This is a genomic window from Acinetobacter sp. YH12049 (assembly GCF_013419875.1).
GTDB lineage: Bacteria > Pseudomonadota > Gammaproteobacteria > Pseudomonadales > Moraxellaceae > Acinetobacter > Acinetobacter amyesii.
On record NZ_VOZH01000006.1, the window covers coordinates 100073 to 125573 of the forward strand.

Consider the following 25501-nt stretch of genomic DNA (forward strand, 5'->3'; position numbering starts at 1 on the left):
TAGATAAAATATGTGTTTACCAAAAAAAAGAGGACAGCAGGTGTCCTCTTTAATTCGTCAATTGGGATATCAGTCTTCTGGGTAAGCGACTTTTTTCAACGCTTTGATGTCAGCATCTGGTGAGCATAAAGAAATAAACTCATAGCCATAACCGCGTAGTAAATGTCCTTTGCGAACAGCAATCCAAGTGGTATTGACCCCGAAAATATCGGTTGGAATTTGTTTTAAACGGTAGTCACGTTCTGGGTCATATGCCACATCGTTGACAATACCCACTCCCATATTAAGTTCAACATAGGTTTTAATAACGTCTGCATCAAGTGCGGACATCACGATATCAACATCAAAGCCTGAATCTTCAAAGGCTTTATCAATTTTTGAACGACCTGTAAAACCACCGTGATAGGTAATAATTGGATAGTTCGATAAATCTTCAATGGTGATATTTGATTTTTGGGTCAGTGGATGCTCTTTAGGCGTAATGATGCTGTGTTGCCAGTTGTAGTAAGGCACGCTTGCAAGGTTATCTTCATTGGTTAATGATTCGGTTGCGATCCCGATATCCGCTTCACCTTGAAGGAGCATTTCTGTAATTTCAATAGGGCTTGCTTGTTGCAAAATTAGATGAACTTTTGGAAATTCTTTTTTAAATTGGTTCACAATCGGCGGCAAGACATAACGTGCTTGCGTATGTGTGGTCGCAATCGTCAATGTCCCTTCATCTACTTTGTTGAAGTCATCTGCTAGACGTTTAATATTGTCTGCATCTACAAGCATGCGTTCAACGATACCCAATAATGACTGGCCTGGTTCGGTTAAACCGAGTAAACGTTTACCTTTACGGATGAACAGCTGTACACCAAGTTCATCTTCTAGATCTTTGATGTGTTTACTCACGCCTGACTGCGAAGTGTAAAGTGCAGCAGATGCTTCTGTTAAATTAAAATTCTGACGTACGGTTTCTCGAATAATTCTTAATTGTTGGAAATTCATAATTTTATTTTACCTTAAAAGCAAGTGGGGCTTGTGACGGCCCCAACTTTTTGTTTTATGCAACTTGATTTTCAAATAAATGCAAGTTTGTTGCACTTAACCATACCGTTTGATTTGGGCGGAATTGATGCGCTTTCGCTTCATCAGCCGTTAATGAAATTTCGATCAGATTGCCTTGGCGGTCATGCAGTTCAGCAATGACTTTACCTGCAATCCAAAGCTCACGTACAAAAGTCGCTTGGATGGCATTTTCTTGCGGCTGTGCATGAATACGCAGTTCATCCGGACGAGCAAAGGCAATGACATTGCCTTGCGGTGCATTGGCATTTTGTGGCAACAAAATTCGGTCTTCACCAATTTGAATAAGGCCATTGCTATTTTGACCTTCAAAACGGTTGGCTTGACCTAAAAAGTCAAATACAAACGGTGTTGCAGGTTTTTCATAAACTTCACGTGGCGAGCCAATCTGTTCTACGTTGCCTTTATTCATCACAATGATTTGATCGGCCACTTCAAGCGCTTCTTCTTGGTCATGGGTCACGAAAATAGAGGTAATGTGGAGTTCGTCATGCAAGGTACGTAACCAGCGGCGTAATTCTTTACGAACTTTGGCATCCAATGCACCAAAAGGTTCATCCAGTAATAACACACGCGGCTCAACCGCTAATGCACGTGCTAAGGCAATACGTTGACGTTGACCACCTGAAAGCTGAGCTGGGTAACGGTCAGCCAAGAAACCAAGCTGAACAAGATCAAGCAAACGAGTAACCCGTTTTTTGATCTCGGCTTCAGATGGGCGTGTTGCACGTGGGCGTACACGTAAACCAAAAGCAATGTTGTCAAATACGGTCATATGACGGAACAGTGCATAATGTTGGAATACAAAACCAACTTCACGTTCACGGACATGAACTTTAGTGGCATCTTCACCTTCTAGAATGACTTGACCGCTATCGGCAGATTCAAGTCCTGCAATGATACGGAGCAGGGTGGTTTTGCCACAGCCTGATGGGCCAAGCAGCGCAACGAGCTGGCCATCAGGGAAATCTAAAGAGATATTTTTAAGTGCATGGAATGCACCAAAGTGTTTTTCAATATTTTTTACTTGAATACTCATGAGGTCATTCCTTAAGAAACTTGTGAATCTTCTTTACGCTTGTCTTGTCGTTCCTGACGTAGTTCAACCCATGTTTTTAAAATCAGGGTCACAATCGCCAAGAGCGCTAATAGTGAAGACACAGCAAAAGCAGCACTAAAGGTATATTCGTTATAAAGGATTTCTACGTGTAGCGGTAAGGTGTTGGTTTCGCCACGAATGTGACCTGAAACTACAGAAACAGCACCAAACTCACCCATTGCACGTGCATTACAGAGAATCACGCCGTAGATTAAGCCCCATTTGATATTTGGAAGTGTCACTTTCCAGAAGGTCTGCCAGCCTGAAGCACCCAAGACGATAGCTGCTTCTTCTTCCTCAGTCCCTTGAGCTTCCATTAATGGAATCAACTCACGTGCCACAAAAGGAACGGTAATAAACACAGTAGCAAGGACAATGGCTGGAACGGCATATAAAATTTTGATGTCGTTATCCATCAGCCAGCCGCCTAACCAACCTTGAGTACCAAAAATCAATACCAACATTAAGCCAGCAATAACTGGAGAGACTGAAAATGGCATATCAATAATCGTGGTTAAAATAGATTTACCACGAAAATTAAACTTGGCAACAGACCATGCCGCAGCTACACCAAAGACGACGTTCAACGGTACGGCAATCACAGCTGTCAGTAACGTAAGTTTTACTGCTGATAATGTATCTGGATGAACCAGTGCTTGGAAGTAAACGCCAACACCTTGTTTAAAGGCTTCAACGAAAACCAAAACCAATGGCAGAATCAGGCAGCTTAAGAAGAAAATTAAAGCAATCACTATCAGTGTATAGCGTACCCATGTCGGTTCACGCGTTGCATCACGCGACTGTAATTTTTCCGCAAGCGCATTACTGTTCGTATTCATCGTGCAGTTCTCCCTGTACGGCGACTTGCCCATGCTTGAACCAAGTTAATTAAGAATAAAATGGCAAAAGAAATCACCAGCATCACAACCGCAATCGTGGTCGCACCTGCATAATCATATTCTTCAAGGCGAGAGATGATCATCAATGGCGCAATTTCAGTTTTGAAGGGTTGGTTACCTGCGATAAAAATCACCGAACCATACTCACCCACACCGCGTGCAAAGGCCAAAGCAAAACCTGTTAACAGCGCAGGAAATAGAATAGGTAAGATCACTTTGGTCACGATCTGAAAGCGGTTTGCGCCCAGTGCCGAAGCTGCTTCTTCAAGTTCAGTTTCTAGATCACTCAGTACAGGCTGTACAGTGCGAACCACAAAAGGAATACCAATAAAGATGAGGGCCAAGGTAATACCGATCGGGGTATATGCGACTTTAATGCCAATGGGTTCAAGGTACTGACCTATCCAACCAGTCGGTGCATATAACGAAGTCAATGCAATACCCGCAACGGCAGTTGGCAATGCAAAAGGTAAATCAACCAATGCATCGACAATACGTTTACCCGGGAAGGTATAACGAACCAAACACCATGCTAAGAGCAAACCAAAAACCACATTGACTAACGCAGCAATAATGGCGGCACTAAAACTCAGTTGTAACGATTTTAAAATACGTTCTGAGCTTAAAATTTCCCATAGTCCATCCCAACCGATACCTAAAGATTTAATAAATACGGCCGAAAGGGGAATGAGCACAATTAAGGATAAATACGCTAGGGTAAAGCCTAGAGAAAGACCAAATCCTGGCAGCACTCGGGATCGCTGCGACATGATGACTCCTCAAAATGAGAAAAGCTGACTTAAAAGGTCAGCAAAATTGAATAAATGATTTTGCGACAAGCTTAATGCTCAGTACTTAAAAAGCAAATTGAAATAAATACTTGTTTTCATCAGTAAAGCTGATATGTTTCATGTGGTTTTCTGAAATTAAGTAATTGAAAATTTCAGGAAACGGTCCAAAACCTGATGCAACATTAATGTGACCCACAGCACCCATATTCACAGGGTAAAGCTTCCAAGCATCAGCAAGTTGTTTTGCATCTTCAAAGCCAAGCCAAGGATCATTTTCACTAATCAACATCGTTGTCGGCACACGAATACTCAGCTGATGAAAAAATGCTTTGTAATCCGTTGTACTGTCGCGTGCAAAGCCGTTTTCTCCAAAGCGTGCTGGATTGGCTGGCGCAACCAAAACTAAATTTTTGATTTTTTTATTAAGTTCTGGATACAAGGCCAATGCTGCCACTGTGGTCAAACAACCAAAGCTATGCGCCACAATTTGAATTTCACCCTGTAGAGGTCGTACGGTTTGAACAAATTGTTTAATCCAGTCTTTTAGTACAGGGTGATTCCAATCTTTTTGCTGAACACGAGAGCTAGACATGAGCTGACGTTGTAACCAAGATTGCCAATGTGCGTGTTCACTACCACCTACACCCGGGACAATTACTGTATGTGTCATGTCAAGTTCTCCTAATTCAGCCAATGACTGGTTTTATTTTCCGTTGTTGGCTTTAACGATTTGGTCAAACACGCCACCATTTTCAAAGTGTGCTTTTTGAACTTTATCCCAACCACCAAATTCTTTATCAATGGTTACGAGTTTAAGTGGCTTAAAGACTGATGCGTATTGTGCAAGCGTTGTAGCGTTACGTGGACGGTAAAAGTTCTGAGCTGCGATTTGCTGACCACGTGGTGAATAAAGGAAGTTTAAATAGCCTTTGGCTAAATAAAGATTGCCTTTTTTCTCCGCATTCTTTTCTAGAACAGCAACAGGTGGCTCAGCTAAAATTGAAAGTGAAGGGGTCACAATTTCAAACTTACCCGGTTGTTCACGAATCACTAAATGTGCTTCATTTTCCCAAGCCAGCAATACATCACCAATACCACGTTCAGCAAAGGTCGTAGTCGAACCACGTGCGCCTGAATCGAGCACTTTGGTGTTTTTATAAATTTTACGGACAAATTCTTGAGCCGTTGTATCATTACCACCCGCTTGATGTTTTGCCCAAGCCCATGCAGCTAAATAGTTCCAACGTGCACCGCCTGAGGTTTTCGGGTTTGGGGTGATAATACCCACGCCTGGTTTAACTAGATCGCCCCAATCTTTAACTGCTTTGGGGTTGCCTTTACGGACTAAGAATACAATCGTTGAGGTATATGGCGTTGAGTTTTGTGGAAGTTTCTTCTGCCAATCTGCAGGTAAAAGTTTGGCTTTTTCTGCAATCACATCAATATCTGCTGCAAGTGCTAAAGTCACTACATCGGCATCTAAGCCATCAATGACTGCACGCGCTTGTTTGCCTGAACCACCATGAGATTGTTTAAAATTAATTTTTTGACCTGTACGGCTTTCCCAATATTTGCTGAAGTCTTTATTCACACTTTCATAGAGTTCACGCGTTGGGTCGTAAGATACGTTTAAAAAATCTTTCGCAGCTGCGCCAAAAGAAACCGTCGAAATGACTGCAGCAAGAACACCCAATTTTAACTTTGCGGAAATACTCATGTGAACCTCAATAATTTTTACTTTATCTGTAATATGGGTGAAGAATAGCGCCAATCTTTATGCATAAAAAATAATTAAAAACGAATTTTATATGAATAAAAAAGATAACAGACGTATCTACGAAAAAAAAAGCATCGACCTTATGCGAAAGGAAGATGCTTTTCGCTATTTAAAGCATTATTTTGAATTATTGGTCTTCACGATTTGGTCAAAGACGCCACCATTTTCAAAATGCTTTTTCTGCACTTTGCTCCAACCGCCAAACTCTTTATCAATAGTCACTAATTTTAAAGGTTTAAAGACGGTTTTATATTTTGCTAGTACCGCAGCATTACGTGGACGATAAAAGTTCTGTGCAGCAATGGTTTGACCTGCAGGTGAGTACAGATAATTTAAATACGCTTTGGCTAAATTTTCATTGCCATCTTTCTTGGCATTTTTTTCTACAATCGCAACAGGCGGCTCGGCCAAGATAGAAAGTGAAGGGGTCACAATCTCAAACTTACCCGGCTGTTCACGAACTGCCAAATGTGCTTCATTTTCCCAAGCCAATAACACGTCACCAATACCACGTTCTGCGAATGTAGTTGTTGCACCACGTGCGCCTGAGTCGAGGACTTTGGTTTGCTTATAAATTTGACGGACAAATTCTTGGGCTTTTGCATCATTACCACCTGCTTGATGTTTTGCCCAAGCCCACGCTGCTAGATAGTTCCAGCGTGCACCACCCGATGTTTTTGGGTTCGGGGTAATAATGTCGACACCCGGTTTAATTAAATCGCCCCAGTCTTTAATGCCTTTCGGATTGCCTTTATGCACTAAGAACACAATAGTCGATGTATATGGCGTTGAGTTTTGTGGGAATTTTTTTTGCCAGTCTTTTGCAACTAAACCACGTGCAGCAATTTCATCAATATCTGCAGCCAAAGCCAACGTAACGACATCTGCATCTAGACCATCAATAACTGCACGAGCCTGTTTGCCTGAGCCACCATGAGATTGTTTAAAGTTAATGTCTTGGCCTGTGGTTTTTTTCCAGTAAACACTAAAGTCTTTATTGAAGTTGTCATACAATTCACGGGTTGGATCATATGACACATTTAAGAAATCTTTGGCAGATGCACTAAATGCTGTGGCAGAAATGAATGCAGCCAAAACCCCAAGTTTTAATTTCGATAGATTCATGTTGTCCTCAATTTTTATACATGTTTTGTTGGATGAGGCAAGAATATCTGTAGTTTTTATGCAGAAAAAATAATTAAAAAAGAATTTAATATGAACAAAAAAGAAATATATGCTGAGCGATTATTTTTTAAAATAAAGTGATGTAATTGGGATGACGACGTATGCAGTGTTTTAAAAATGCGCAGCAAATAGAACAAGTTAATTTACTTGATCGAGCCTTTCACTATGGCGATGGCTGTTTTAGCACGGCACGTATTCGCCAAGGACAAATAGAACTTTTAGCTTTGCATATTGCACGATTAAAACTGAGCAATGAGCGATTAAAGCTAAATGCAGATTTAAACCTTATTGAAGACACTTTAAAATTGTTACGTAAACAAGATATCGTCAATGGCACTTTAAAAATTGTGTTGAGTCGTGGTATTGGTCAGCGTGGCTATAGTTTACCTGAGCACCCAGCAGATGTTTGGGTGTTTTATTACCCCAAAACCGTTGCAGATTTTGAGTACGAAACTGTCGAAAGTGGTGTATTACATCAAGCTATTGGGTTAACCATGCCAAGTTTGGTGGGCTTAAAGTCCTTAAATCGATTAGAACAAGTCATGCTCAAAGCAGAGTTGGATCAAACCCCATGGGGCGAAGCTTTGGTTACGGATGTGCAAGGTACAGTTGTTGAAGGTGTGAGCAGTAATTGTTTTATTCGCACAAATGAAGGATGGATTACACCCGAACTTCGTTATAATGGCGTGCATGGTGTCATGCGTGCAGAAATTTTAAAACGGATGCAGCAGCTTCAGATTCCATGTACTCAACGTCACGTCAATATGGATGAAATTACGCATTTTCAGAGTGTTTTTTTCTGTAATGCCTTAAGTCCCATGAAAATTGCATCAACTCTGAATGGAGTTGAGTTAGATGTTCAAGCTTGTATTGAACTTTTCCGAACACTTCAATTAAGTCAGATTCGTTAATATGTCCACCGTGTCTAAAAAAACAAATAAGAAAAAATCTGCCAAAGCAGGTTTTCCATTTAAAGCATGTTTGGTTGTGCTACTTGGTATCGTTGTACTTGTGGCGATCTTACTGTGGTCGAGTTTGTTTAAAGCCTATCCTGTGGAAGGCAAAAAGCAAATGTTGGCGATTGGTGCAGGGGATACCTATTCAGGATTTATTGACCGACTGGCCAAAGAGAAACAAGTTAATTTTCCTATTATTTTGAAGTTGTACCAAAAGTTCATGATCAATGACACCTTAAAAGCAGGTGTGTATGAAATTCATGAAGGTATGAGTGTACGAGAAGTTATGGAGTTGATTTCGAATTCTGAAAATGCGCAAATGAATCGTATTTTAGTGATTGAAGGGACGACATTTAAGCAACTCATTGATGCTTTAAAAAATGACCCATTGGTAACGCATGACATTAGCAATCTGCCTTATTCAAAGATTTTGCAGGAACTGGGTATTCCATATTCACACCCAGAGGGTTTATTTGCTCCGAATACGTATTTCTTTGCCAAAGGTGAGTCTGATCGCAAAATTTTGAAGGATTTGTATAACCGACAAATCAAAGCCTTAGATCAGGCTTGGAACAATCGAGCTCAAAATTTACCGTATAAAGATAAATATGAAGCCTTGATCATGGCGTCGATTATTGAAAAAGAAACCAGTATTGATAGTGAGCTTGAACAAGTGTCTGGTGTATTTGTGCGTCGTCTCAAACAAGGGATGCGTTTGCAAACAGATCCAACTGTGATTTACGGTATGGGCGATAAGTACAACGGTAATATTACGCGTCAGGACTTACGTACACCAACAGCCTATAACACTTACACGATTAATGGTTTACCACCAACACCGATTGCTTTGCCGAGTCAAAAAGCAATTGAAGCCGCGATGCATCCTGATTCATCTAACAATATATATTTTGTTGCAACAGGAAATGGCGGCCATAAATTTAGCAGTAATTTGCAAGACCATAACCGCGCGGTACAAGAATATTTATCTGTAATTCGTGCGAAAAACTAAGGAGTGAGCATGTTTATTAGCTTTGAAGGTACGGAAGGTGTGGGTAAAACTACACTCATTCGTAAATTACATGATCATTTCCAAAATTTGGGTAAAAATGTCGTACTTACACGTGAGCCGGGTGGTACACCTATGGCTGAACAAATTCGTGCATTACTTCTGGCCGTCAATCATGATGAAGCAATGAGTGATGATACAGAGTTGTTACTTATGTATGCTGCACGCGCACAGCATTTGGCGCGCGTGATTTTACCTGCATTGGCAGAAGGTAAAATCGTTTTATGTGATCGTTTTGCCGATTCGAGTTTTGCTTATCAATGTGCAGGACGTGGTTTAGATCGTGACAAGCTCAATGTCTTAAATGCAAGTTTTGTGGCGCGTATGCCAGATATTACTTTTTGGCTTGATGCACCGATTGAAACAGGAATGTTAAGAGCAAGAGAGCGTGGTGCTTTAGATCGTTTTGAGCAAGAGAAAGCAACTTTCTTTGAGAAAGTAAGATCAGGTTTTGCTGAGATTCATCAAACGCACCCTGAACGAATGAAACGCCTTGACGCAACCCAAACACCTGAGCATGTATTCCAACAGGCATTATCGCAACTACAGCAGATCTAAAATGCCATAGTATTTGTTAGGTAATTGATTTAAAAATCATTCATAGCATAAGTTATGGATGATTTTTTATGCATGCTACAAAACAGGAGATTATCAATTTCCTTAAGACTGAATTTGCGCCAAGCTTAAAGCATTGCACTATCGTTGAAGTTGGTGAAAAGGCTGCCACTTTAATTTGGCATGTGACTGAAAAAGATTTGCGGCCTGGCAATACTGTTTCAGGCCCGACTATGATGACTTTGGCGGACTTTGCATTGTATGTGGCAATACTTGCAGAGATTGGAATTGTCGGACTTGCAGTCACCACAAGTATGAATATTAACTTTTTAAGGAAGCCTGAGGCGAATAAAGATTTGCGGGGAGAATGTCGATTACTTAAAGTCGGTAAAAGCATCATTTATGGTGAGGTATTGGTTTATTCAGAGGGTGTTGAAGAGCCTGTGGCTCATATTACCGGTAGCTATTCGATTCCTCCGCAGCGATTATAAAGGCTCAATTGCATTTGCTGATTCAAATAAAAAGCCGAATTTACATTCGGCTTTTTATGGTTTTTAGACATTTTAGATGTTTAAGAAACCAGTTCTGTATTCACCAATGGACATTCCACTTGGAAATTGGGTGGAGTTAGGACTGTTTTTCGTAATTCTGCTGCTTGTTCAGGATAGTCCAAAGTGAAATGCAGTCCACGTGATTCTTTACGTTCCATTGCACAGCGTACAATCATTTCTGAAACCAACACTAAGTTACGTAATTCAATCAGATTTTTACTGACTTGGTAGTCTTGGTAATACTCGGTAATTTCACGATTGAGCATTTCAATACGATGGAGCGCACGTTGAAGCCGTTTGGTTGTTCTGACAATACCCACGTAGTTCCACATGGTTTGGCGAAGTTCATCCCAATTCTGCAAAATCACCACGTCTTCGTCAGGGTTGGTCACTTGCGAGTCATCCCATTCTGGGACATGAGGCGCCTGATAGGATCCCTGATGCTGTGCTGTGATATGTGCTGATGCACTCATGCCATAAACGAAACATTCCAGTAAGGAGTTACTCGCCATACGGTTTGCACCATGTAGACCAGTATAAGAGGTTTCCCCAATGGCATATAGGCCTGGAATATCGGTCTGACTGTTTTCATCAACCACAACGCCGCCACAGGTGTAGTGAGCAGCAGGAACCACAGGAATCATTTCTTTGGTGATATCAATGCCAAGTTCCATTAAGCGTGCATACAATGTAGGAAAATGTTCTTTGACAAATTCTGCAGGTTTATGGGTGATATCAAGCCAAACATGACGTATGCCCAGACGTTTGATTTCATAATCAATAGCGCGCGCTACAATATCGCGTGGTGCTAATTCTGCACGCTCATCAAAGCGCAGCATAAAGCGTTCACCGTCAGGAAGACGTAAATAGGCACCTTCGCCACGCATCGCTTCGGTAATTAAAAAGGAGCGAGCTTGAGGATGGTACAAACAGGTTGGATGGAATTGGTTGAATTCCATATTGGCAACACGACAGCCTGCACGATAAGCCATGGCAATACCATCACCCGTCGCAATGTCGGGATTCGATGTATATAAATAAGCTTTCATTGCACCGCCACAGGCAAGGGCAGTAAATGGTGCTAAAAAGGTATGTACTTTTTCGGTTTTTTCATCTAATGCATAAAGGCCTAGAGCACGGCTTTCAGCTTCAGGATTTAATTTTTGTGCGGTAATTAGATCTATCGCGATATAGTTTTCAAAGATCTGAATATTTGATTTTTCTTGGGCGCGTTCTACCAATGTTGTGGAAATTGCACGTCCAGTTGCATCCGCTGCATGAATAATACGGCGCTGAGAGTGGCCACCTTCTCGGGTCAGATGTAGCTGTTCTTGTTCGTCTAAAGTAAATTGCACCCCTTGATTCAGTAGAAAATCGACAGAGGGCTTACCACCTTCAACGGTTTGTTTTACCGCCGCCATTTCACATAAATGTGCACCTGCAATCATGGTGTCATCGATATGTTGTTCAATGGAATCTGTTTTATCGAGGACGGCTGCCACGCCACCTTGGGCAAAATATGTACTGGCATCCGTCAGCGTCGATTTAGCTAAAACAGCAATATTAAAATGATCTGGTAACGAGAGGGCTAAACTTAAACCTGCACCGCCACTTCCCACAATAATCACATCAAATTGATGTGTCGTGTTTAAATTAGACATGTCCATCAGCTAATTTTAAAAATGTCCGATCATCACAACTGTTTTTGCCTAAAAACGCAATGACTATAAATTAACTAAATAATGAAAAATATTCATGGATCTGTAATATTTAAGGAATGTTTAAGATTGTTTATCCTAAATATTCATCAAACATTTTATTACGAAGCCTAGACTTGCATTGTGATAAAAACTAACGTATTTCAAATGATAAGCACAATTGAGTGAATGCTAACAATGAATAAATCGTATTTACAAAAGGGACTTTATGCAGCTGTGTTTACGGTTGCTAGCGTACAAACGCAGGCAGCAGGTCCTGTTGATTTTTCCAATTTGGTTGAACAGGTCAGCCCAGCTGTCGTAAGCGTGAATGTGGTTAAAAAGCTCAGTCAAGAAGAGCTTTTACAGCAGCAAGTCCCAGAAATATTACGACGCTTTTTTGGTAATCAGGTCGTTATCCCGCAGCAAAAAATGCCGCAAGAAAAGACCGGTTATGGAAGCGCATTCTTTATTAGTAAAGATGGTTATCTATTAACTAATCACCATGTGGTAGAAGATGCATCGAAAGTCACCATCGTATTGAATGACCGCCGTGAAATTGATGCCACCGTTGTGGGTAGTGATGAGCGGACTGATGTGGCTTTGCTAAAGGTGAAAGGTTCAAATTTTCCAGAGCTACGCACAGGTAATGTTGACCGTTTACGTGTAGGTGAGCCAGTGTTGGCTATTGGTTCACCATTTGGTTTTGACTATTCAGCTTCGGCAGGGATTGTCAGTGCGAAAATGCGCAATATGATGGGAGAAACCTCGGTTCCATTTATTCAAACTGATGTGGCGTTGAACCCCGGAAACTCAGGTGGTCCTTTGTTTAACCAGTCTGGTGAAGTGGTTGGGGTGAACTCTCGTATCTTTAGTGGTACGGGCGGCTATATGGGTTTATCGTTCTCGATTCCTATTGATGTGGCGATGGATGTTGCAGACCAATTAAAGAAAAACGGCAAGGTGACACGTGCTTATTTAGGCGTCATGCTGCAAGATATCGACCGTAATCTAGCTGAGTCGTATAATCTTTCAAAACCTGAGGGCTCATTGATTACTCAAGTTGCACCGAATTCACCCGCAGCAAAAGCTGGCTTTAAAGCGGGTGATGTCATTTTGAAATTTAATGGTACACCGATTTCACGTACTGGCGAACTACTGAATTATCTCAATCGTACAGGTCCTAATCAAAGTATTCAGCTTGAAGTATTACGTGATGATAAACGCCAAAACATTTCAGCAACCTTGATCACTGCACCAGATGATACGCCTGCAAAAGCTGAAATTGCACCTGTGAAAAAAGGCCCGGTGATTGGGGTGTCAATTCGTAATTTAACTGCAGATGAATTAAAGCAACTGAGTGTGAAAGGTGGTGTATTAATTCAAGATGTACGAGCTAGTGGTATTGCTGCACAAGCGCGAATTCAGCCGGGTGACGTTGTGACTCAAGTTAATAATAAAGCTGTGAATAATGCAGAAGATTTTGTGAAAGTTATTTCAGAATTGAAAAATGGCAGCATTGCACGTGTTTCTTTGATTCGTCAGGGGCAACGTGCGATTGTGGGCATGCGCATTCAATAATGATTTGCTGAATGAAAACCACTCCAAGCGAGTGGTTTTTTTAACTTTAGTGTTTTTGCAATTTACCCTTAGATAAAAATGAGTAGACTGTGGAGCATATTTTAAAATTTGCAGGACGCTATGAGCGATATCTTTGATTTAAAAATTACAGTTCAAGCTGAACATATCGACACATTAAATCATGTGAATAACGTGGTGTACGTCAGTTGGATGCAAGATGTCGCGACAGCACATATTGAAGCCTTGGGTTTAGGTTTAAAAGAATATATTGAATTGAAGCATGCCATGGTTGCTGTTGAGCATCATGTGCAATATCGCAAAGCAGCAGTTGAAGGTGAGGAGATTATTCTGCGAACGTGGCTCAATGATATCAATGCGTTGTATTCATTTCGTCAGTATGTATTTTATCGACCTAAAGACAAAGCGATATTATTTACAGGCAATACACAGTGGGCATGCATTGAAATTGCTACAGGCCGTCCAAAACGCATGTCGCCAACCTTTACCCAAGCGTATCAACCTATTGCGGATAGCCTAAATCCGCTGGATTTTAGTGCTTATGATCTCTGAGTTTGATTTCAAAGTAATATTTCAAACCAAGACCAGCCAAGTTCTACATGCAGGAAAAGTGGTTAGCATAAAAGCAATGCATTATTTTCGATACTTTGAAAAATCCATCTGCTATAATCCTCGGCAATTTCTATTCGGCTTTTGCTATGCATAAAGAATTGCATGCATAGCGCTTTTATTTTTCCAAGGTAGCCCATGGCGCAAGCTAAAAAATCTGTTGATATAAAAAACATTCGTAACTTCTCGATCATTGCGCATATCGACCATGGTAAGTCGACGCTTGCCGACCGATTTATTCAAACTTGTGGTGGCCTGCAAGATCGTGAAATGCAGGCACAGGTTCTAGATTCTATGGAATTAGAACGTGAGCGTGGTATTACGATTAAAGCTACGTCTGTGACTTTGTATTACACTCATCCTAACGGTGAAGAATACCAGCTTAACTTTATTGACACACCTGGGCACGTTGACTTTTCTTATGAAGTTTCACGTTCACTTGCTGCATGTGAAGGCGCATTATTGGTGGTCGATGCTGCACAAGGTGTAGAAGCCCAGTCTGTTGCTAACTGCTATACAGCAATTGAACAAGGCTTAGAAGTCCTACCTGTTTTAAATAAAATCGATTTGCCGCAAGCAGAGCCAGAGCGTGTTATTCAAGAAATTGAAGACATTATTGGTATCGAAGCGACTGAAGCACCTACATGTTCAGCTAAAACCGGTCTAGGCATTGAAGGGGTGCTTGAAACACTAGTCAATGTCATTCCTGCACCCGAAGGCGATCGTAATGCACCATTACAAGCCTTAATTGTTGACTCTTGGTTCGACAACTATTTGGGCGTGGTTTCTTTAGTTCGTATTAAAGAAGGTCGTGTGCGTAAAGGCGATAAAATGTTGATGAAATCAACTGGTCAAACGCACATCATCACCTCAGTAGGTATTTTTAATCCTAAACATACAGAAACTGACATGCTCGAAGCAGGTGAAGTTGGTTTCGTGATCGCGGGTATTAAAGATATTTTTGGTGCTCCAGTTGGTGATACGATTACCTTGGCAACTACACCAGAAGTTCAAAGCTTACCGGGTTTCAAAAAAGTGAAACCACAGGTCTATGCAGGTTTATTCCCAATCGATTCAAGTGAATTTGAACCGTTCCGTGAGGCGCTGCACAAACTGCAAATTAATGACTCAGCGTTGTTCTTTGAACCTGAAAGTTCAGATGCACTTGGTTTTGGCTTCCGTTGTGGCTTCTTGGGTATGCTGCACATGGAAATTGTACAAGAACGTTTAGAACGTGAGTATGATCTGGACCTGATTTCTTCAGCACCAACCGTAATTTATGAAGCGGTGATGAAAAATGGTCAAACCATTTATATCGACAGTCCTTCTAAAATGCCTGATGGTTCAACAGTTGAAGACTTACGTGAGCCAATTGCTGAATGTCACATTTTAGTACCGCAAGAATACTTGGGTAATGTGATGACTTTATGTGTTGAACGTCGCGGCGTTCAAAAGAATATGAAGTTTATGGCGAACCAAGTGGCCATTACGTTTGAAATCCCAATGGCTGAAGTAGTTATGGATTTCTTTGATAAATTGAAATCATGTTCACGCGGTTTTGCATCGTTAGATTATAACTTTGTGCGTTTTGAGAGTTCATCTCTAGTTAAGGTGGATGTGTTAATCAACGGTGAAAAGGTTGATGCCTTGGCCATGATTTGCCACCGACAAGATGCTCGCCATCGTGGTATTGCACTTGTGGAAAAAATGAAAGATTTAATTCCACGTCAAATGTTCGATGTGGCTATTCAAGCAGCGATTGGTGCACAAATCATTGCACGTTCAACTGTAAAAGCGATGCGTAAAAACGTTTTGGCTAAATGTTATGGTGGTGACGTGTCGCGTAAGAAGAAACTTCTTGCGAAACAAAAAGAAGGTAAGAAACGTATGAAACAAGTGGGCAGCGTCGAAATCCCACAAGAAGCGTTCCTTGCTGTATTGAAAGTAGAAAGATAATAAATAGAGGTTTATGAGCTCATGGATTTTGACTTTAATTTGATCCTTGTTCCTACCACAGTCATTTTTTTCTTAATTTGGCTGTTGGATAAGTTTGTCTGGAAGCAACGGCAGACCAAAGGTAAAGGGAATGAAAATGTCGTTATCGCATGGGCTTATGATTTCTGGCCGATTCTAGCGATAGTTTTGGTGATGCGTTCATTCTTATATGAGCCATTTAATATTCCATCTGACTCTATGGTTCCAACCTTAGAAACAGGTGATTTTATTGTGGTAAATAAATATCAGTATGGCGTACGTTTACCTATCGTCAATAAAAAAATTCTTGATGTCGGTGAACCTGAGCGTGGTGATGTCATTGTATTCCGTTATCCACCACAACCAACCATCAGCTATATTAAACGAGTGGTCGGTTTACCAGGTGATCATATTATTTACGATCATGGTCAACTGAGTGTGAATGGTCAAAAGGTGGCAAAAGTTCCTGTAGAATTTAGCCGTGAAAAAGATCAACTTGATACACCTACACCGATTTATCATAAAGAAACCATGGGTAAGCATACGTTTACCATGCGTGAGCTTGAAGGCGTCAATGTTGCGCGCCAAGCACCATTTATCAACTATGTTGAAAATGGTAAATATTCAACAGAAAATGGTTTATATTGGGAGGTTAAGGTTCCTGAAGGTCACTATTTCGCGATGGGGGATAATCGTGATCAAAGTGCGGACAGTCGTTTTTGGGGCTTTGTGCCTGAAGAAAACCTCACTGGACGTGCTTTTTACAAGTGGATGCATAAGGAACCTGGTTTAAAACTGCCTTCATTTAGTCGTAATGGCAGTATTGATTAGTCTTACATCAGGAAAATAAAATGAGACATCAACGGGGAACGTCTTATATCGCAATTTTAATTGCTGTGATTGGTTTTGCTTTTTTAGCTAAAGTTGTTATTGCGGTTTGGGGGCCGTATCTCGATAACAAAATGATTAATGGGTTAATCGAGGAGCAGTTAAAAAGTGGACCTGCGAATATTAGTCCAAGTAAATTTGTTCAAGAAATGGATAAAAGATTTTCAATGAACAGTATTCGCGATGTTAGTTTTAAAGATATTGCTCAAGTCTCTAATGAAAAGGGGCTTGAAGTAAAAACGGATTATGAAATAAGAAAACCTTTCTTATTGAATATTGATATTGTGTTGAAGTTCGAGAAAAGTTTTGATCAAAGCTCAGTCCAAGCTAAATGAAGCTCGTTTAGCAAGTCGTATCGGTTATCAGTTTAAACAACCTGAATTGTTACAACTGGCCTTGACCCACCGATCGGTGAGCCATAAATACAATTATGAACGCCTAGAATATCTGGGCGATTCATTGTTGGGTATGATAATTGCCAATTATCTGTACCATGCCTACCCGCATGAAAATGAAGGGCGTCTAACGCGTATGCGTGCGACACTGGTTCGTCAGGAAGCGCTAGGAAAAATTGCCAATGACTTAAAACTCAGTCAAGAATTAATCTTGAGTACAGGTGAGTTGAAATCTGGCGGTCATCATCGTGAGTCTATACTTGCGGATACCGTTGAATCGATCATTGGTGCAATCTATGTCGATTGTCAGGATTTAAAAATTCTGGAACCGATTGTTCTTAAATGGTATGTGCCATATTTAGATCATATTGAACCAACTGATCAACTGAAAGATCCTAAATCACGTTTGCAAGAGTATTTACAAGCACGTAAAAAACCTCTCCCGGTTTACGAGGTTGTAGATATTCAGGGTGATGCTCCGAACCAACATTTTAAAGTTGAATGTACAGTTGAAGGGCTCCCTGTTAAATACGGTGAAGGTTCAAGCCGTCGCTTTGCTGAACAGGCAGTAGCGGCAGAAATCTTAGAAATTTTGGAGAAAAAGTCTTAATGACTACTCATTCCGATCACGTAGATGCTGATCACGAGTCGCAAGGCGACAGTAACGATTTAATTAGTCAGTTCTTTAGTGCACAAGGCACTGAAATTCCAGCCGATTTTAAAAGTGGGTTTGTGGCGATTGTTGGTCGTCCAAACGTGGGTAAATCAACGTTGATGAACCATATTTTGGGTCAAAAACTTTCCATTACCTCTCGTAAACCACAGACCACACGTCATAAAATTGTGGGTATTGACTCACGCGAAAAATCTCAAGCGGTATTCGTAGATACCCCGGGGATGCACAAAAAAGAAGTCCGTGCCATTAATAAAATGATGAACCGTGCGGCACATTCTGCACTTCGTGATGTGAACTTAGTTTTGTTTGTGATTGATGCAGACAAATGGACACAGAATGATGATTTAGTGTTAGAGAAGCTAAAAAATGCCGATATGCCAGTGATTCTTGTGATCAATAAAATTGATACACTAGAGAATAAAAACCATGCATTACCATTGATACAAGAGCGTGCAAAATTAATGAATTTTGCAGAAATTGTTCCTGTATCAGCATTACGTGGTGCAAATTTAGATCATTTGCGCAGCACGATTGAAAAATATTTGCCGTTCCAACCACCACTGTATTCACTTGAGCAATTGACCGATCGTTCAGAGCGTTTCCTTGCGTCTGAAATTATCCGTGAAAAAATCATGCGTCAATTGGGTGAAGAGCTGCCTTATGATTTAACGGTTCAAATTGAGTCGTTTAAAACAGAAGAAGCAACGGTAAATCCAAAAACAGGTCGTCCTAAAGTGGCGTGTACCTATATTGATGCGACGATTTTTGTCGATCGCTCTGGTCAGAAAGCTATTGTGATTGGTGAGAAAGGTGCCAAACTGAAAAAAATCGGTATGGATGCACGTGTGGATATGGAAAAAATGTTCGAGCAAAAGATCATGTTGACGCTTTGGGTGAAAGTCAAAGGCGGTTGGTCTGATGATGAACGTGCGTTGAAAAGCTTGGGTTATAGCGATATCTAATCGTTAAATAACAAACTTTGAGGGAAGAGTAATGATGAAAGTATTAGCTGTAGTGGCATGTGTTTTGTTTCTACAAGGGTGTATTCATAAAATCGTTACTGTTCCTGTCAAAGTGGCTTATAAAACCACAAAAGGCGTGGTTAAAGGTACTGCTGCAGTTGTGGGTGCAGTCATTCCAGATGGGGATGAAGATGAAGACGACAAGAAAAAGAAAGACAAGGATTAATATTTCAAATCATGCGTAATGAGATACTGCATGGTTATTTAATTCACCATCGTAAATATCGTGAAAAAAGTCATATTGTGCACTTGTTTACTCAGGAGCATGGTCGAATTGATGGTATTCTCAGGCAAACGCCACCTCCCCAGTATCAACCAATTTGCTTGCAAGCATCTGGTAAGTCCGAACTTAAAAACTTTAGTAAACTCGAAATTGTAAATCAACCGATTTTCTTTTTTGGTGATGCTTTTTTTTCAGGGTTTTATCTGAATGAAGTCTTATTGAGATTATGTCCCTTAGAGGTTGAGATGCCTGAGACATTTGCTCAATATGCACACACCTTGGAAAAACTTCAATGCATGTCTGTCCAGGCCCACCCAGATCTATTCTTACGGCAAATCCTTAGACAATTTGAGCATGTGCTGCTTGAAGAGTTGGGTTTTGCGTTGGATTTTTCAACTGATGCAAATCAACAGCAAATTCAGCCTCATGAAAATTATCAATTTCATTTAAACGAAGGTTTTCAACCTGTCATTAAAGCCTCACGCGCAACATTGTCAGGTCAACATATTTTAAGTATGTGTGATTATGAAAAAGGTGGGGAATTTAATCCTGAACAGTTACAATTACTGTCTAAGTTGTACCGACAAATGATTACTTCCTTGCTTGGCGATCGTCCATTAAAAAGTCGTCAATTGTGGATACAGAATTCTCAAACTCAACGTCATTAGGAAAGAATTATGGCAGCTTTGCTTGGTGTAAATATTGACCATGTGGCAACACTACGAAATGCACGTGGGACAACTTATCCAGATCCTGTGAATGCCGCAATTATTTGTGAGCAAGCGGGGGCGGAAGGGATTACGCTGCATTTACGTGAAGATCGTCGCCATATTAAAGATGATGATGTACGTCGTATGCGTTCTGTATTAAAAACCCATATGAACCTTGAAATGGCAGTGACCAATGAAATGGTTGAATTTGCCAAAGAGATTCAGCCGCATCATGTATGCTTTGTTCCTGAAAAGCGTGAAGAAGTCACGACTGAAGGCGGTCTAGATGTGGTTGGGCATTTTGAAGATGTGAAAAACGCGACTCAAGCACTCGCGGCGATTGGTTGCGAAGTTTCATTATTTATTGATGCTGACTTTGCTCAAATTGATGCAGCGATTGCCTGTGGTGCGCCTACGATTGAGTTGCATACAGGTGCATATGCAGATGCTGAAACACCTGAAGCGCAGAAGGCAGAGCTGGAACGTATTATTCAAGGTGCTGAATATGCCGCATCTAAAGGTTTGATTGTGAACGCTGGCCATGGCTTAAATCTTGACAATGTCACTCCGATTGCGCGCATTGCGCAAATTCATGAACTAAATATTGGTCACTCGATTATTGCTGATGCAGTGTTTATTGGATTGGCACAGTCTGTAAAACAAATGAAAGCTGCGATTAAAGCCGCACGTTAATTTTTAAGTAAAGTATATGTCAAATATTGATTATGATACCCTAATGAAGCCAGTCATTGGCTTCTTGGGGTGTGAAACACCAAAAGCATGGCTAGATGAAGCTTTAAATAATTTGGATATCCTGATGCAGGATCATGCCAATTGTGAAAAGAAAGCAGCAAGTACAGCAATGAATTTGATGTTTCGTTATAGTTTTTTCTCGGATTTACAAATCAAACTGGCACAGCTAGTACGTGAAGAAATGCTGCACTATGAGCAAGTGCTGGAACTGATGGCAAAACGTGGTCAGGAATGGACTGCAATCAGTGCTGGTCGGTATGCAGGTGGTCTACGCAAAGAAGTACGGACTTATGAGCCAGAAGCGTTAATTGATATCTTGGTGATTGGCGCATTCGTTGAAGCACGTTCATGCGAGCGTTTCTATGCGCTTGCACCACATGTAGATGAAGAGTTGGGGCGTTACTACCGCTATTTGCTAAAGTCTGAATCACGCCATTATAAGGACTATTTAGCATTGGCCATGGATGTGGCGACGACCAATAAGCTAAAGAACCCGAAAGAAGATATTCAGATGCGTATTGAGCATATTCGTGAAGTTGAAAAAAATTTGATTAGCAGCCCAGATGATTTATTCCGCTTTCATAGTGGTGTGCCAGTCAAAGCAGCTTGATAAAATAATCCTCCAAAATGGGGGATTTTTTATGCACTTAAAATAAACGATAATAAGAATTATTTACAATTGTCTTGGGTGAATCTAAAATGAAACGATCTCTATGAATCAAACAATTTAAGCTCACTTATTCAATATGAAATTACAATTCACTTTACTCTGTATCGCTTTGTGTGCGGTTGGTCAGGCTGAAGCGCATTATCCTTATGTTGCACCTCTAAACTATCAAACATTTAATAATCATAGTGCCATTCTTTCTGGTTTTTATGACAATCCGTTTGTTTCTGAAATAGCCATTAAAAACTTTAATTTCCATGTACATACACCGTCAGGTGAAAAGCTGCATTTAACGGATGCTGATTGGGCAAAAACTCAAACAGTCAGCAGTTATAGTTTAGAAAATAAGCAGGATGGCACGTATCGTATTCGCGGTGAAAAGCAGGGAAGTACAGCGCGTTTTGCTTATGATCAAAAGCAGTGGAAAGCGTTAATCAATGGTGTGCGTGATCCTCAAAAAACTGCGAATGCAAATGTCATTTATACAGTCGAGTTGACTAAAAAGTCGCAAATCAAAAGTATTCAAACGCAGGAAATCATTGAAACTTTTGTATCACGTCGTGTAACGTCTACACAAGTGGTGAATCATTTACATGATGGCTTTGATGTGCAATTTAAAACTCATCCGAATGCCATTATGCAAAATGACCCTGTCCAACTGAAAGTGCTAGATCAGAAAAAAGCGGTTGCGGGTTTGCAGATTGAAATTTTGCAGCAAACAACGGATTACAGCCGTGAAGGAAAAGTTTATAAAACGCTTAAAACTGATCAAGATGGAAACTTAAATTTTAACCTATCAGATTGTGGTCAGTATTTACTGAAAATTGACTATCAACAGCCTTTTGAAATGAAGGGAGATGCATTAAAACGATATAAATATACCTTGAGTTTTAATGTGATCTGAGGTGATAAAAAGAGAAAAAGCTCTGCGATTTGCGGAGCTTTTTTATGAAAAGGATTTAGCTATCTTTAGGTTCAAGATAAAACATCGATAAGCCTATCAATAAAATTAAACTGGTTTGAGTGAAAAAGTGTTTATTAAAACCACCATAATATTGCTGCGAATAGCCTGCAATCAATAAATAACCCGTTAAATAAAGCAATCGATAATATCGGCTCTCAAAACAATAACAGACACTTGCAAAACATAAAATCAGGCAACCAATCACCATATAGTGGATATCCCAAATGATGGTGTTGATTGCAAATAAAAGTGCTGAAAGTGCGCCGATAGATAAATTACGCAGGCTTTCAAACCCATGAAAAATGTGCATCAAAGCTAATATGAAGAATGGCAATAGAGCAAGTGCATATTTTATTCTTATACTGTTTTGCGTCATGAGCATAAAATTTTGCTGTTTCTCAACAATGGGGCTAGTACTGATGCTTAGCCTAAGCCATTGCAGGGTTAAGTGTTCAGGGATGTTGGCTTTAACTAAAAATTTGAGAGTGGCTTGTGGTGGAATAATATAATTTTCTTGGAATTCATGGCCATAAAACATCCATGACTTATTGGTCTCTAGTGTGTGATATTGCGTATTTTTTTGAGTTGAGATGTTAAAAAGTTGTCCAGTTGCATTTAACCCAGCTTTCATACATGGTGTTTCTTTCTCGTGAACAATACATAACGGCAGTACCGAAATTTCAAGATCTTTTCGTGTTTGTTGCTGACCTGCAAAATCGATATGAACATATAGTTGATCAGATTGGTTTTGCAGTGTAATCGGTGTACTCGCCCAATATTGTCCTTCTGTCATCTCGTTTAAGACAGATTCAGATATTTCCGGAATAGTATTGTGATTTTGAATCTGCTGAGGTGGAATCAACCATTGTAGGTTGCTGTCAAGAAGGGTGTTCGATTCACTATTATATAAATTGGGTGGTGTTTTGAAGTGTTGTTCAATTTCACTTTCGGGTGTGCAGCTCACCAAATAAATTGCAAATGGACTGATAAAAATTAAAAGAAAAATGAATGCAGTGAGATAGTGTTTTAAGGCAGTTTTATTTGATTCAACATCAACTTGAATGAACATTTTTTTTATTTTAATGACAATGACTTATAGATTATATGTAAATCATAGGCATTAAAAAAGCCCATTTAAATAAATGGGCTTTAGAATTTGGCTCTCCAACCTGGGCTCGAACCAGGGACCTGCGGATTAACAGTCCGTCGCTCTACCGACTGAGCTATTGGAGAATCTGAATGCGATTATAAGCAGATTTTGAGGAGGGTCAAGCTAAAAATACCAATATGAGGAGAAATGCGTGATAGATGTTTTTTATTTGAACAAAAAGAATGATTTTTTAGAAAAAATGAATCTTAGGCTTGCAAAGAAAAAATTCAATTGATACTCTGAATGCAACAACAGAGCGTTTAAACATATGTTTAAACAGTGTGGATTTAAACCCAACTTGCCAGCACTAAAATGGCTAAACAGGAGAAAGCGAATGAATACGCTGACTATTTCTCAGATTTTTTCAAACTTTTCTTTTTATCAAGAAAACTATCTTTCCATTATTAGTAATCAAGAGCAATATCAAACACCTGTCGAAGGTGCATACGTTGACGTTTGGCCTTTGGGTCAACGTGACTTGGCATTGGGTGATTTATTACAATTGTGGTTTAGTGAAAAATGGTTGATCAACGCGCCATGTCATTTACGTTTTGAACATCAAGATGATGGTCGTCGTATTCCGTTGCAACGCAAGCAAGACTTGTATTTATACCAATTGGCAGGTAATGCATTATCAGGCTCAAATCGTTCTAAAGTATGGTCTATTTCAGAACAACGGGAACTTCGTGTTGAGTTAGATAGTGCTTTAAAATATTACTGCTTTCAAAAGGGCAGTAATCGCATTGATCTAAGCGAAGGCCAATTAATTCGTGCCTTACATTCAGCAATTTAAGTTTGAATCATCATCTGCTCGCATTGAATTGCGAGCAGAAAAATAAAAATATTAAGGACGTATAATCATGCAGGTTGCAGTTGCATGTGCATAAAGTTTGCCATTGTCATCAATAATTTTCCCTTCAGAAATCCCTAAATTTTTACTGATATTAATGACTTTTCCTATAGCTGTAAGTTCAACATTCTTTGGGATCGGACGACACATTTTAATATTTAAGTCGATGGTGCCATAACCCACACCAGCCTCTAATAACGTGTGAATGGCACAACCTGTCACCGAGTCGAGTACCGTAGCAGCAAAGCCACCATGCACACCGCCAAGTGGATTTAAGTGTCGTGCATCTGCTTTAGCCTTAAAGCTAATACTGCCCTCAGATACTTCATAAGGCTGCATAGGAATAGTTTCGCTAATACTTGCTGGTGGAATTTTCCCTGCACACATGGCTTGTAAAAGTTGCAGTCCAGTCATTTCTTTTGGATTCATTATTTTGGCCTATTTTATGAGTTCTGAAAAGGAATCTGAGCTTAACATAGCTAATTGTTGAAATTATTGTCAAGTTGATTCTTTGACGCTTTCATTGAGTAATCTTGCTTTGGTATTTACGTGGGTTGTATAAAGAATAGCTGTAGGTATAGGGAGTAAAGGGAAGTAAGCATGATGTGAAAAATAACGCGAAATGCATCTAAAAAAATAAGTAATAAATCTATTGTATATACTTGATTTTTCACAGATGATGGGTAAAACATAAAAGATATCAGCTGATTATAAGTCGAAGTGAGACTTATATTTAGAATAAAAATACAGTGAAAAGTCATGAAAACGTTTTTAAATTTGTGGATGCCCATTTTTTCAGTAATACCATTTTAATGCTTGGTGGTTTATTCGATACGATTTTTTTATCTCATTTTTCAGCATAACATGTCACTGCAATGGTTGTTTGTTTGGGTATCTACAGTTTAGTTTTTGTCTCGGGTATGGGTATTTTGCAAGGCATGATGCAGGAACTGGCGGAAGCAAATGGGCGCAAAGCGTATCCGGAATTACAGCTGATTATTAAGCAAAGTATCATCATTGTGCTCTGTCTTTCAGGTGGTGCGGCTTGGCTTTTTACTCATGCAGAACCATTGTTCAATATCTTAAGAGCTGACGAAGAAATAAGAGCATTAATTCAACCGTGTTTGGTTTTGATGGCTTTAACCATTCCTGGGTATTTTTTATTACGAATTCTTTTTATTTACACGCAAACCTGTGGGCAGGCAAAGCGAGTGTTTTATGCAAACACGCTGTATTTAATAATAAAAGCTTTGTACACGACAAAAAAAGATAACTCATTGAAATAATGGCATAATACTTGTTTTCTGACGACGAATATGATGACACATTTCAATGAGTTACATCTCATCTTAAACAAATATCTAAAGTGGAACA

Annotated in this window: 28 protein-coding genes and 1 tRNA gene; 18 read left to right on the forward strand and 11 right to left on the reverse strand. The window is 40.0% G+C overall.

The genetic code is table 11. From position 1 onward, the window contains the following. Window positions 1-69: 69 nt before the first annotated feature. The 7 genes from FTU05_RS04045 to FTU05_RS04075 form a co-directional block, all read right to left on the reverse strand. Window positions 70-993 (reverse strand): CysB family HTH-type transcriptional regulator, encoded by a 924-nt coding sequence (locus tag FTU05_RS04045; RefSeq protein ID WP_078192020.1) that lies wholly within the window; start codon window positions 991-993, stop codon window positions 70-72. Between the two features lie 55 nt (window positions 994-1048). After that, the gene (locus FTU05_RS04050) at window positions 1049-2110 is read right to left on the reverse strand and encodes a sulfate/molybdate ABC transporter ATP-binding protein (protein ID WP_111883965.1); all 1062 of its coding nucleotides are present in this window, start codon (window positions 2108-2110) and stop codon (window positions 1049-1051) included. Between the two features lie 11 nt (window positions 2111-2121). Continuing rightward, window positions 2122-3009 carry a sulfate ABC transporter permease subunit CysW gene (cysW, locus tag FTU05_RS04055; protein ID WP_180164283.1) on the reverse strand — a complete coding sequence of 296 codons (888 nt, stop codon included), beginning with the start codon at window positions 3007-3009 and terminating at the stop codon, window positions 2122-2124. Then, a complete protein-coding gene (gene cysT, locus FTU05_RS04060) occupies window positions 3006-3839 on the reverse strand; it encodes a sulfate ABC transporter permease subunit CysT (RefSeq protein ID WP_078190342.1) in 834 nt (277 codons plus the stop codon). The genes cysW and cysT overlap by 4 nt, the downstream gene beginning before the upstream one ends. Window positions 3840-3924: 85 nt before the next feature. Continuing rightward, window positions 3925-4530, reverse strand: a complete 606-nt coding sequence (locus tag FTU05_RS04065) for an alpha/beta hydrolase (RefSeq protein ID WP_180007628.1) — start codon at window positions 4528-4530, stop codon at window positions 3925-3927. A 33-nt stretch (window positions 4531-4563) separates the two neighbouring features. Further along, the gene (locus tag FTU05_RS04070) at window positions 4564-5577 is read right to left on the reverse strand and encodes a sulfate ABC transporter substrate-binding protein (RefSeq protein WP_180164285.1); all 1014 of its coding nucleotides are present in this window, start codon (window positions 5575-5577) and stop codon (window positions 4564-4566) included. Window positions 5578-5754: 177 nt separating this feature from the next. Beyond that, window positions 5755-6762, reverse strand: coding sequence for a sulfate ABC transporter substrate-binding protein (locus FTU05_RS04075; RefSeq protein ID WP_180164287.1), 1008 nt, complete (start codon window positions 6760-6762; stop codon window positions 5755-5757). Window positions 6763-6923: 161 nt separating this feature from the next. On the opposite strand from FTU05_RS04075, the gene pabC reads away from it, so the two are divergent. The 4 genes from pabC (at window position 6924) to FTU05_RS04095 (ending at window position 9890) form a co-directional block, all read left to right on the forward strand. Beyond that, a complete protein-coding gene (gene pabC / locus FTU05_RS04080; protein ID WP_180164290.1) occupies window positions 6924-7733 on the forward strand; it encodes an aminodeoxychorismate lyase in 810 nt (269 codons plus the stop codon). A 1-nt stretch (window position 7734) separates the two neighbouring features. Then, window positions 7735-8787, forward strand: coding sequence for an endolytic transglycosylase MltG (gene mltG, locus FTU05_RS04085; RefSeq protein WP_180164292.1), 1053 nt, complete (start codon window positions 7735-7737; stop codon window positions 8785-8787). Window positions 8788-8796: 9 nt separating this feature from the next. Next, window positions 8797-9402, forward strand: a complete 606-nt coding sequence (tmk, locus tag FTU05_RS04090; RefSeq protein ID WP_180076821.1) for a dTMP kinase — start codon at window positions 8797-8799, stop codon at window positions 9400-9402. Between the two features lie 68 nt (window positions 9403-9470). Continuing rightward, window positions 9471-9890 (forward strand): PaaI family thioesterase, encoded by a 420-nt coding sequence (locus tag FTU05_RS04095; RefSeq protein ID WP_180164294.1) that lies wholly within the window; start codon window positions 9471-9473, stop codon window positions 9888-9890. An 80-nt stretch (window positions 9891-9970) separates the two neighbouring features. Here the strand turns inward: FTU05_RS04095 and nadB are convergent, their stop codons facing one another. Continuing rightward, window positions 9971-11617, reverse strand: coding sequence for an L-aspartate oxidase (nadB, locus tag FTU05_RS04100; RefSeq protein WP_168378035.1), 1647 nt, complete (start codon window positions 11615-11617; stop codon window positions 9971-9973). A gap of 228 nt (window positions 11618-11845) precedes the next feature. Here nadB and FTU05_RS04105 point away from each other — a divergent pair, with 228 nt between their 5' ends. The 12 genes from FTU05_RS04105 (at window position 11846) to FTU05_RS04160 (ending at window position 22067) form a co-directional block, all read left to right on the forward strand. Further along, window positions 11846-13228, forward strand: coding sequence for a Do family serine endopeptidase (locus FTU05_RS04105; protein ID WP_168378034.1), 1383 nt, complete (start codon window positions 11846-11848; stop codon window positions 13226-13228). 120 nt (window positions 13229-13348) lie between these two features. Then, entirely contained in the window at window positions 13349-13798 is a 450-nt protein-coding gene (locus tag FTU05_RS04110) for a thioesterase family protein (protein ID WP_078190331.1), read from the forward strand. Window positions 13799-13993: 195 nt separating this feature from the next. Continuing rightward, a complete protein-coding gene (gene lepA, locus FTU05_RS04115; RefSeq protein WP_078192005.1) occupies window positions 13994-15811 on the forward strand; it encodes a translation elongation factor 4 in 1818 nt (605 codons plus the stop codon). Window positions 15812-15832: 21 nt separating this feature from the next. Then, entirely contained in the window at window positions 15833-16660 is an 828-nt protein-coding gene (gene lepB / locus FTU05_RS04120; protein WP_180040122.1) for a signal peptidase I, read from the forward strand. A gap of 20 nt (window positions 16661-16680) precedes the next feature. After that, on the forward strand, window positions 16681-17052 hold the full coding sequence (locus tag FTU05_RS04125) for a DUF4845 domain-containing protein (protein ID WP_180040120.1): 372 nt from the start codon (window positions 16681-16683) through the stop codon (window positions 17050-17052). Continuing rightward, window positions 17024-17722, forward strand: coding sequence for a ribonuclease III (rnc, locus tag FTU05_RS04130; RefSeq protein WP_111883979.1), 699 nt, complete (start codon window positions 17024-17026; stop codon window positions 17720-17722). Before FTU05_RS04125 ends, rnc begins: the two co-directional genes overlap by 29 nt. After that, window positions 17722-18750, forward strand: a complete 1029-nt coding sequence (era, locus tag FTU05_RS04135; protein ID WP_078192001.1) for a GTPase Era — start codon at window positions 17722-17724, stop codon at window positions 18748-18750. The genes rnc and era overlap by 1 nt, the downstream gene beginning before the upstream one ends. Before the next feature lie 31 nt (window positions 18751-18781). Further along, window positions 18782-18976: an NF038104 family lipoprotein gene (locus FTU05_RS04140; protein ID WP_078192000.1), complete on the forward strand. Its 195-nt coding sequence runs from the start codon at window positions 18782-18784 to the stop codon at window positions 18974-18976. Window positions 18977-18984: 8 nt separating this feature from the next. Continuing rightward, window positions 18985-19701, forward strand: coding sequence for a DNA repair protein RecO (gene recO / locus FTU05_RS04145; RefSeq protein WP_180007698.1), 717 nt, complete (start codon window positions 18985-18987; stop codon window positions 19699-19701). 9 nt (window positions 19702-19710) lie between these two features. Next, window positions 19711-20436, forward strand: a complete 726-nt coding sequence (pdxJ, locus tag FTU05_RS04150) for a pyridoxine 5'-phosphate synthase (protein ID WP_180054978.1) — start codon at window positions 19711-19713, stop codon at window positions 20434-20436. A 16-nt stretch (window positions 20437-20452) separates the two neighbouring features. Then, window positions 20453-21106, forward strand: a complete 654-nt coding sequence (locus FTU05_RS04155) for a tRNA-(ms[2]io[6]A)-hydroxylase (RefSeq protein ID WP_180164296.1) — start codon at window positions 20453-20455, stop codon at window positions 21104-21106. 136 nt (window positions 21107-21242) lie between these two features. Then, the gene (locus tag FTU05_RS04160) at window positions 21243-22067 is read left to right on the forward strand and encodes a DUF4198 domain-containing protein (protein WP_180164299.1); all 825 of its coding nucleotides are present in this window, start codon (window positions 21243-21245) and stop codon (window positions 22065-22067) included. A 55-nt stretch (window positions 22068-22122) separates the two neighbouring features. On the opposite strand, the gene FTU05_RS04165 is transcribed toward FTU05_RS04160, so the two are convergent. Next, the gene (locus tag FTU05_RS04165) at window positions 22123-23196 is read right to left on the reverse strand and encodes a hypothetical protein (RefSeq protein ID WP_180164301.1); all 1074 of its coding nucleotides are present in this window, start codon (window positions 23194-23196) and stop codon (window positions 22123-22125) included. 88 nt (window positions 23197-23284) lie between these two features. Further along, window positions 23285-23360, reverse strand: a tRNA-Asn gene (locus FTU05_RS04170). 251 nt (window positions 23361-23611) lie between these two features. Here FTU05_RS04170 and FTU05_RS04175 point away from each other — a divergent pair. After that, complete coding sequence (locus tag FTU05_RS04175; RefSeq protein ID WP_180164303.1) at window positions 23612-24070, forward strand: hypothetical protein; 459 nt, start codon at window positions 23612-23614, stop codon at window positions 24068-24070. Between the two features lie 51 nt (window positions 24071-24121). Here the strand turns inward: FTU05_RS04175 and FTU05_RS04180 are convergent, their stop codons facing one another. Continuing rightward, the gene (locus tag FTU05_RS04180; RefSeq protein WP_180084181.1) at window positions 24122-24559 is read right to left on the reverse strand and encodes a PaaI family thioesterase; all 438 of its coding nucleotides are present in this window, start codon (window positions 24557-24559) and stop codon (window positions 24122-24124) included. 455 nt (window positions 24560-25014) lie between these two features. On the opposite strand from FTU05_RS04180, the gene FTU05_RS04185 reads away from it, so the two are divergent. Further along, window positions 25015-25413, forward strand: a complete 399-nt coding sequence (locus FTU05_RS04185) for an MATE family efflux transporter (RefSeq protein WP_257230081.1) — start codon at window positions 25015-25017, stop codon at window positions 25411-25413. Window positions 25414-25501: the final 88 nt, after the last annotated feature.

What these genes read in the sequence shown, in the direction of transcription:
- FTU05_RS04045 (WP_078192020.1), bottom strand. Translation starts at nt 993, where the DNA reads ATGAATTTCCAACAATTAAGAATTATTCGAGAAACCGTACGTCAGAAT.
- FTU05_RS04050 (WP_111883965.1), bottom strand. Translation starts at nt 2,110, where the DNA reads ATGAGTATTCAAGTAAAAAATATTGAAAAACACTTTGGTGCATTCCAT.
- cysW (WP_180164283.1), bottom strand. Translation starts at nt 3,009, where the DNA reads ATGAATACGAACAGTAATGCGCTTGCGGAAAAATTACAGTCGCGTGAT.
- cysT (WP_078190342.1), bottom strand. Translation starts at nt 3,839, where the DNA reads ATGTCGCAGCGATCCCGAGTGCTGCCAGGATTTGGTCTTTCTCTAGGC.
- FTU05_RS04065 (WP_180007628.1), bottom strand. Translation starts at nt 4,530, where the DNA reads ATGACACATACAGTAATTGTCCCGGGTGTAGGTGGTAGTGAACACGCA.
- FTU05_RS04070 (WP_180164285.1), bottom strand. Translation starts at nt 5,577, where the DNA reads ATGAGTATTTCCGCAAAGTTAAAATTGGGTGTTCTTGCTGCAGTCATT.
- FTU05_RS04075 (WP_180164287.1), bottom strand. Translation starts at nt 6,762, where the DNA reads ATGAATCTATCGAAATTAAAACTTGGGGTTTTGGCTGCATTCATTTCT.
- pabC (WP_180164290.1), top strand. Translation starts at nt 6,924, where the DNA reads ATGCAGTGTTTTAAAAATGCGCAGCAAATAGAACAAGTTAATTTACTT.
- mltG (WP_180164292.1), top strand. Translation starts at nt 7,735, where the DNA reads ATGTCCACCGTGTCTAAAAAAACAAATAAGAAAAAATCTGCCAAAGCA.
- tmk (WP_180076821.1), top strand. Translation starts at nt 8,797, where the DNA reads ATGTTTATTAGCTTTGAAGGTACGGAAGGTGTGGGTAAAACTACACTC.
- FTU05_RS04095 (WP_180164294.1), top strand. Translation starts at nt 9,471, where the DNA reads ATGCATGCTACAAAACAGGAGATTATCAATTTCCTTAAGACTGAATTT.
- nadB (WP_168378035.1), bottom strand. Translation starts at nt 11,617, where the DNA reads ATGGACATGTCTAATTTAAACACGACACATCAATTTGATGTGATTATT.
- FTU05_RS04105 (WP_168378034.1), top strand. Translation starts at nt 11,846, where the DNA reads ATGAATAAATCGTATTTACAAAAGGGACTTTATGCAGCTGTGTTTACG.
- FTU05_RS04110 (WP_078190331.1), top strand. Translation starts at nt 13,349, where the DNA reads ATGAGCGATATCTTTGATTTAAAAATTACAGTTCAAGCTGAACATATC.
- lepA (WP_078192005.1), top strand. Translation starts at nt 13,994, where the DNA reads ATGGCGCAAGCTAAAAAATCTGTTGATATAAAAAACATTCGTAACTTC.
- lepB (WP_180040122.1), top strand. Translation starts at nt 15,833, where the DNA reads ATGGATTTTGACTTTAATTTGATCCTTGTTCCTACCACAGTCATTTTT.
- FTU05_RS04125 (WP_180040120.1), top strand. Translation starts at nt 16,681, where the DNA reads ATGAGACATCAACGGGGAACGTCTTATATCGCAATTTTAATTGCTGTG.
- era (WP_078192001.1), top strand. Translation starts at nt 17,722, where the DNA reads ATGACTACTCATTCCGATCACGTAGATGCTGATCACGAGTCGCAAGGC.
- FTU05_RS04140 (WP_078192000.1), top strand. Translation starts at nt 18,782, where the DNA reads ATGATGAAAGTATTAGCTGTAGTGGCATGTGTTTTGTTTCTACAAGGG.
- pdxJ (WP_180054978.1), top strand. Translation starts at nt 19,711, where the DNA reads ATGGCAGCTTTGCTTGGTGTAAATATTGACCATGTGGCAACACTACGA.
- FTU05_RS04155 (WP_180164296.1), top strand. Translation starts at nt 20,453, where the DNA reads ATGTCAAATATTGATTATGATACCCTAATGAAGCCAGTCATTGGCTTC.
- FTU05_RS04160 (WP_180164299.1), top strand. Translation starts at nt 21,243, where the DNA reads ATGAAATTACAATTCACTTTACTCTGTATCGCTTTGTGTGCGGTTGGT.
- FTU05_RS04165 (WP_180164301.1), bottom strand. Translation starts at nt 23,196, where the DNA reads ATGTTCATTCAAGTTGATGTTGAATCAAATAAAACTGCCTTAAAACAC.
- FTU05_RS04175 (WP_180164303.1), top strand. Translation starts at nt 23,612, where the DNA reads ATGAATACGCTGACTATTTCTCAGATTTTTTCAAACTTTTCTTTTTAT.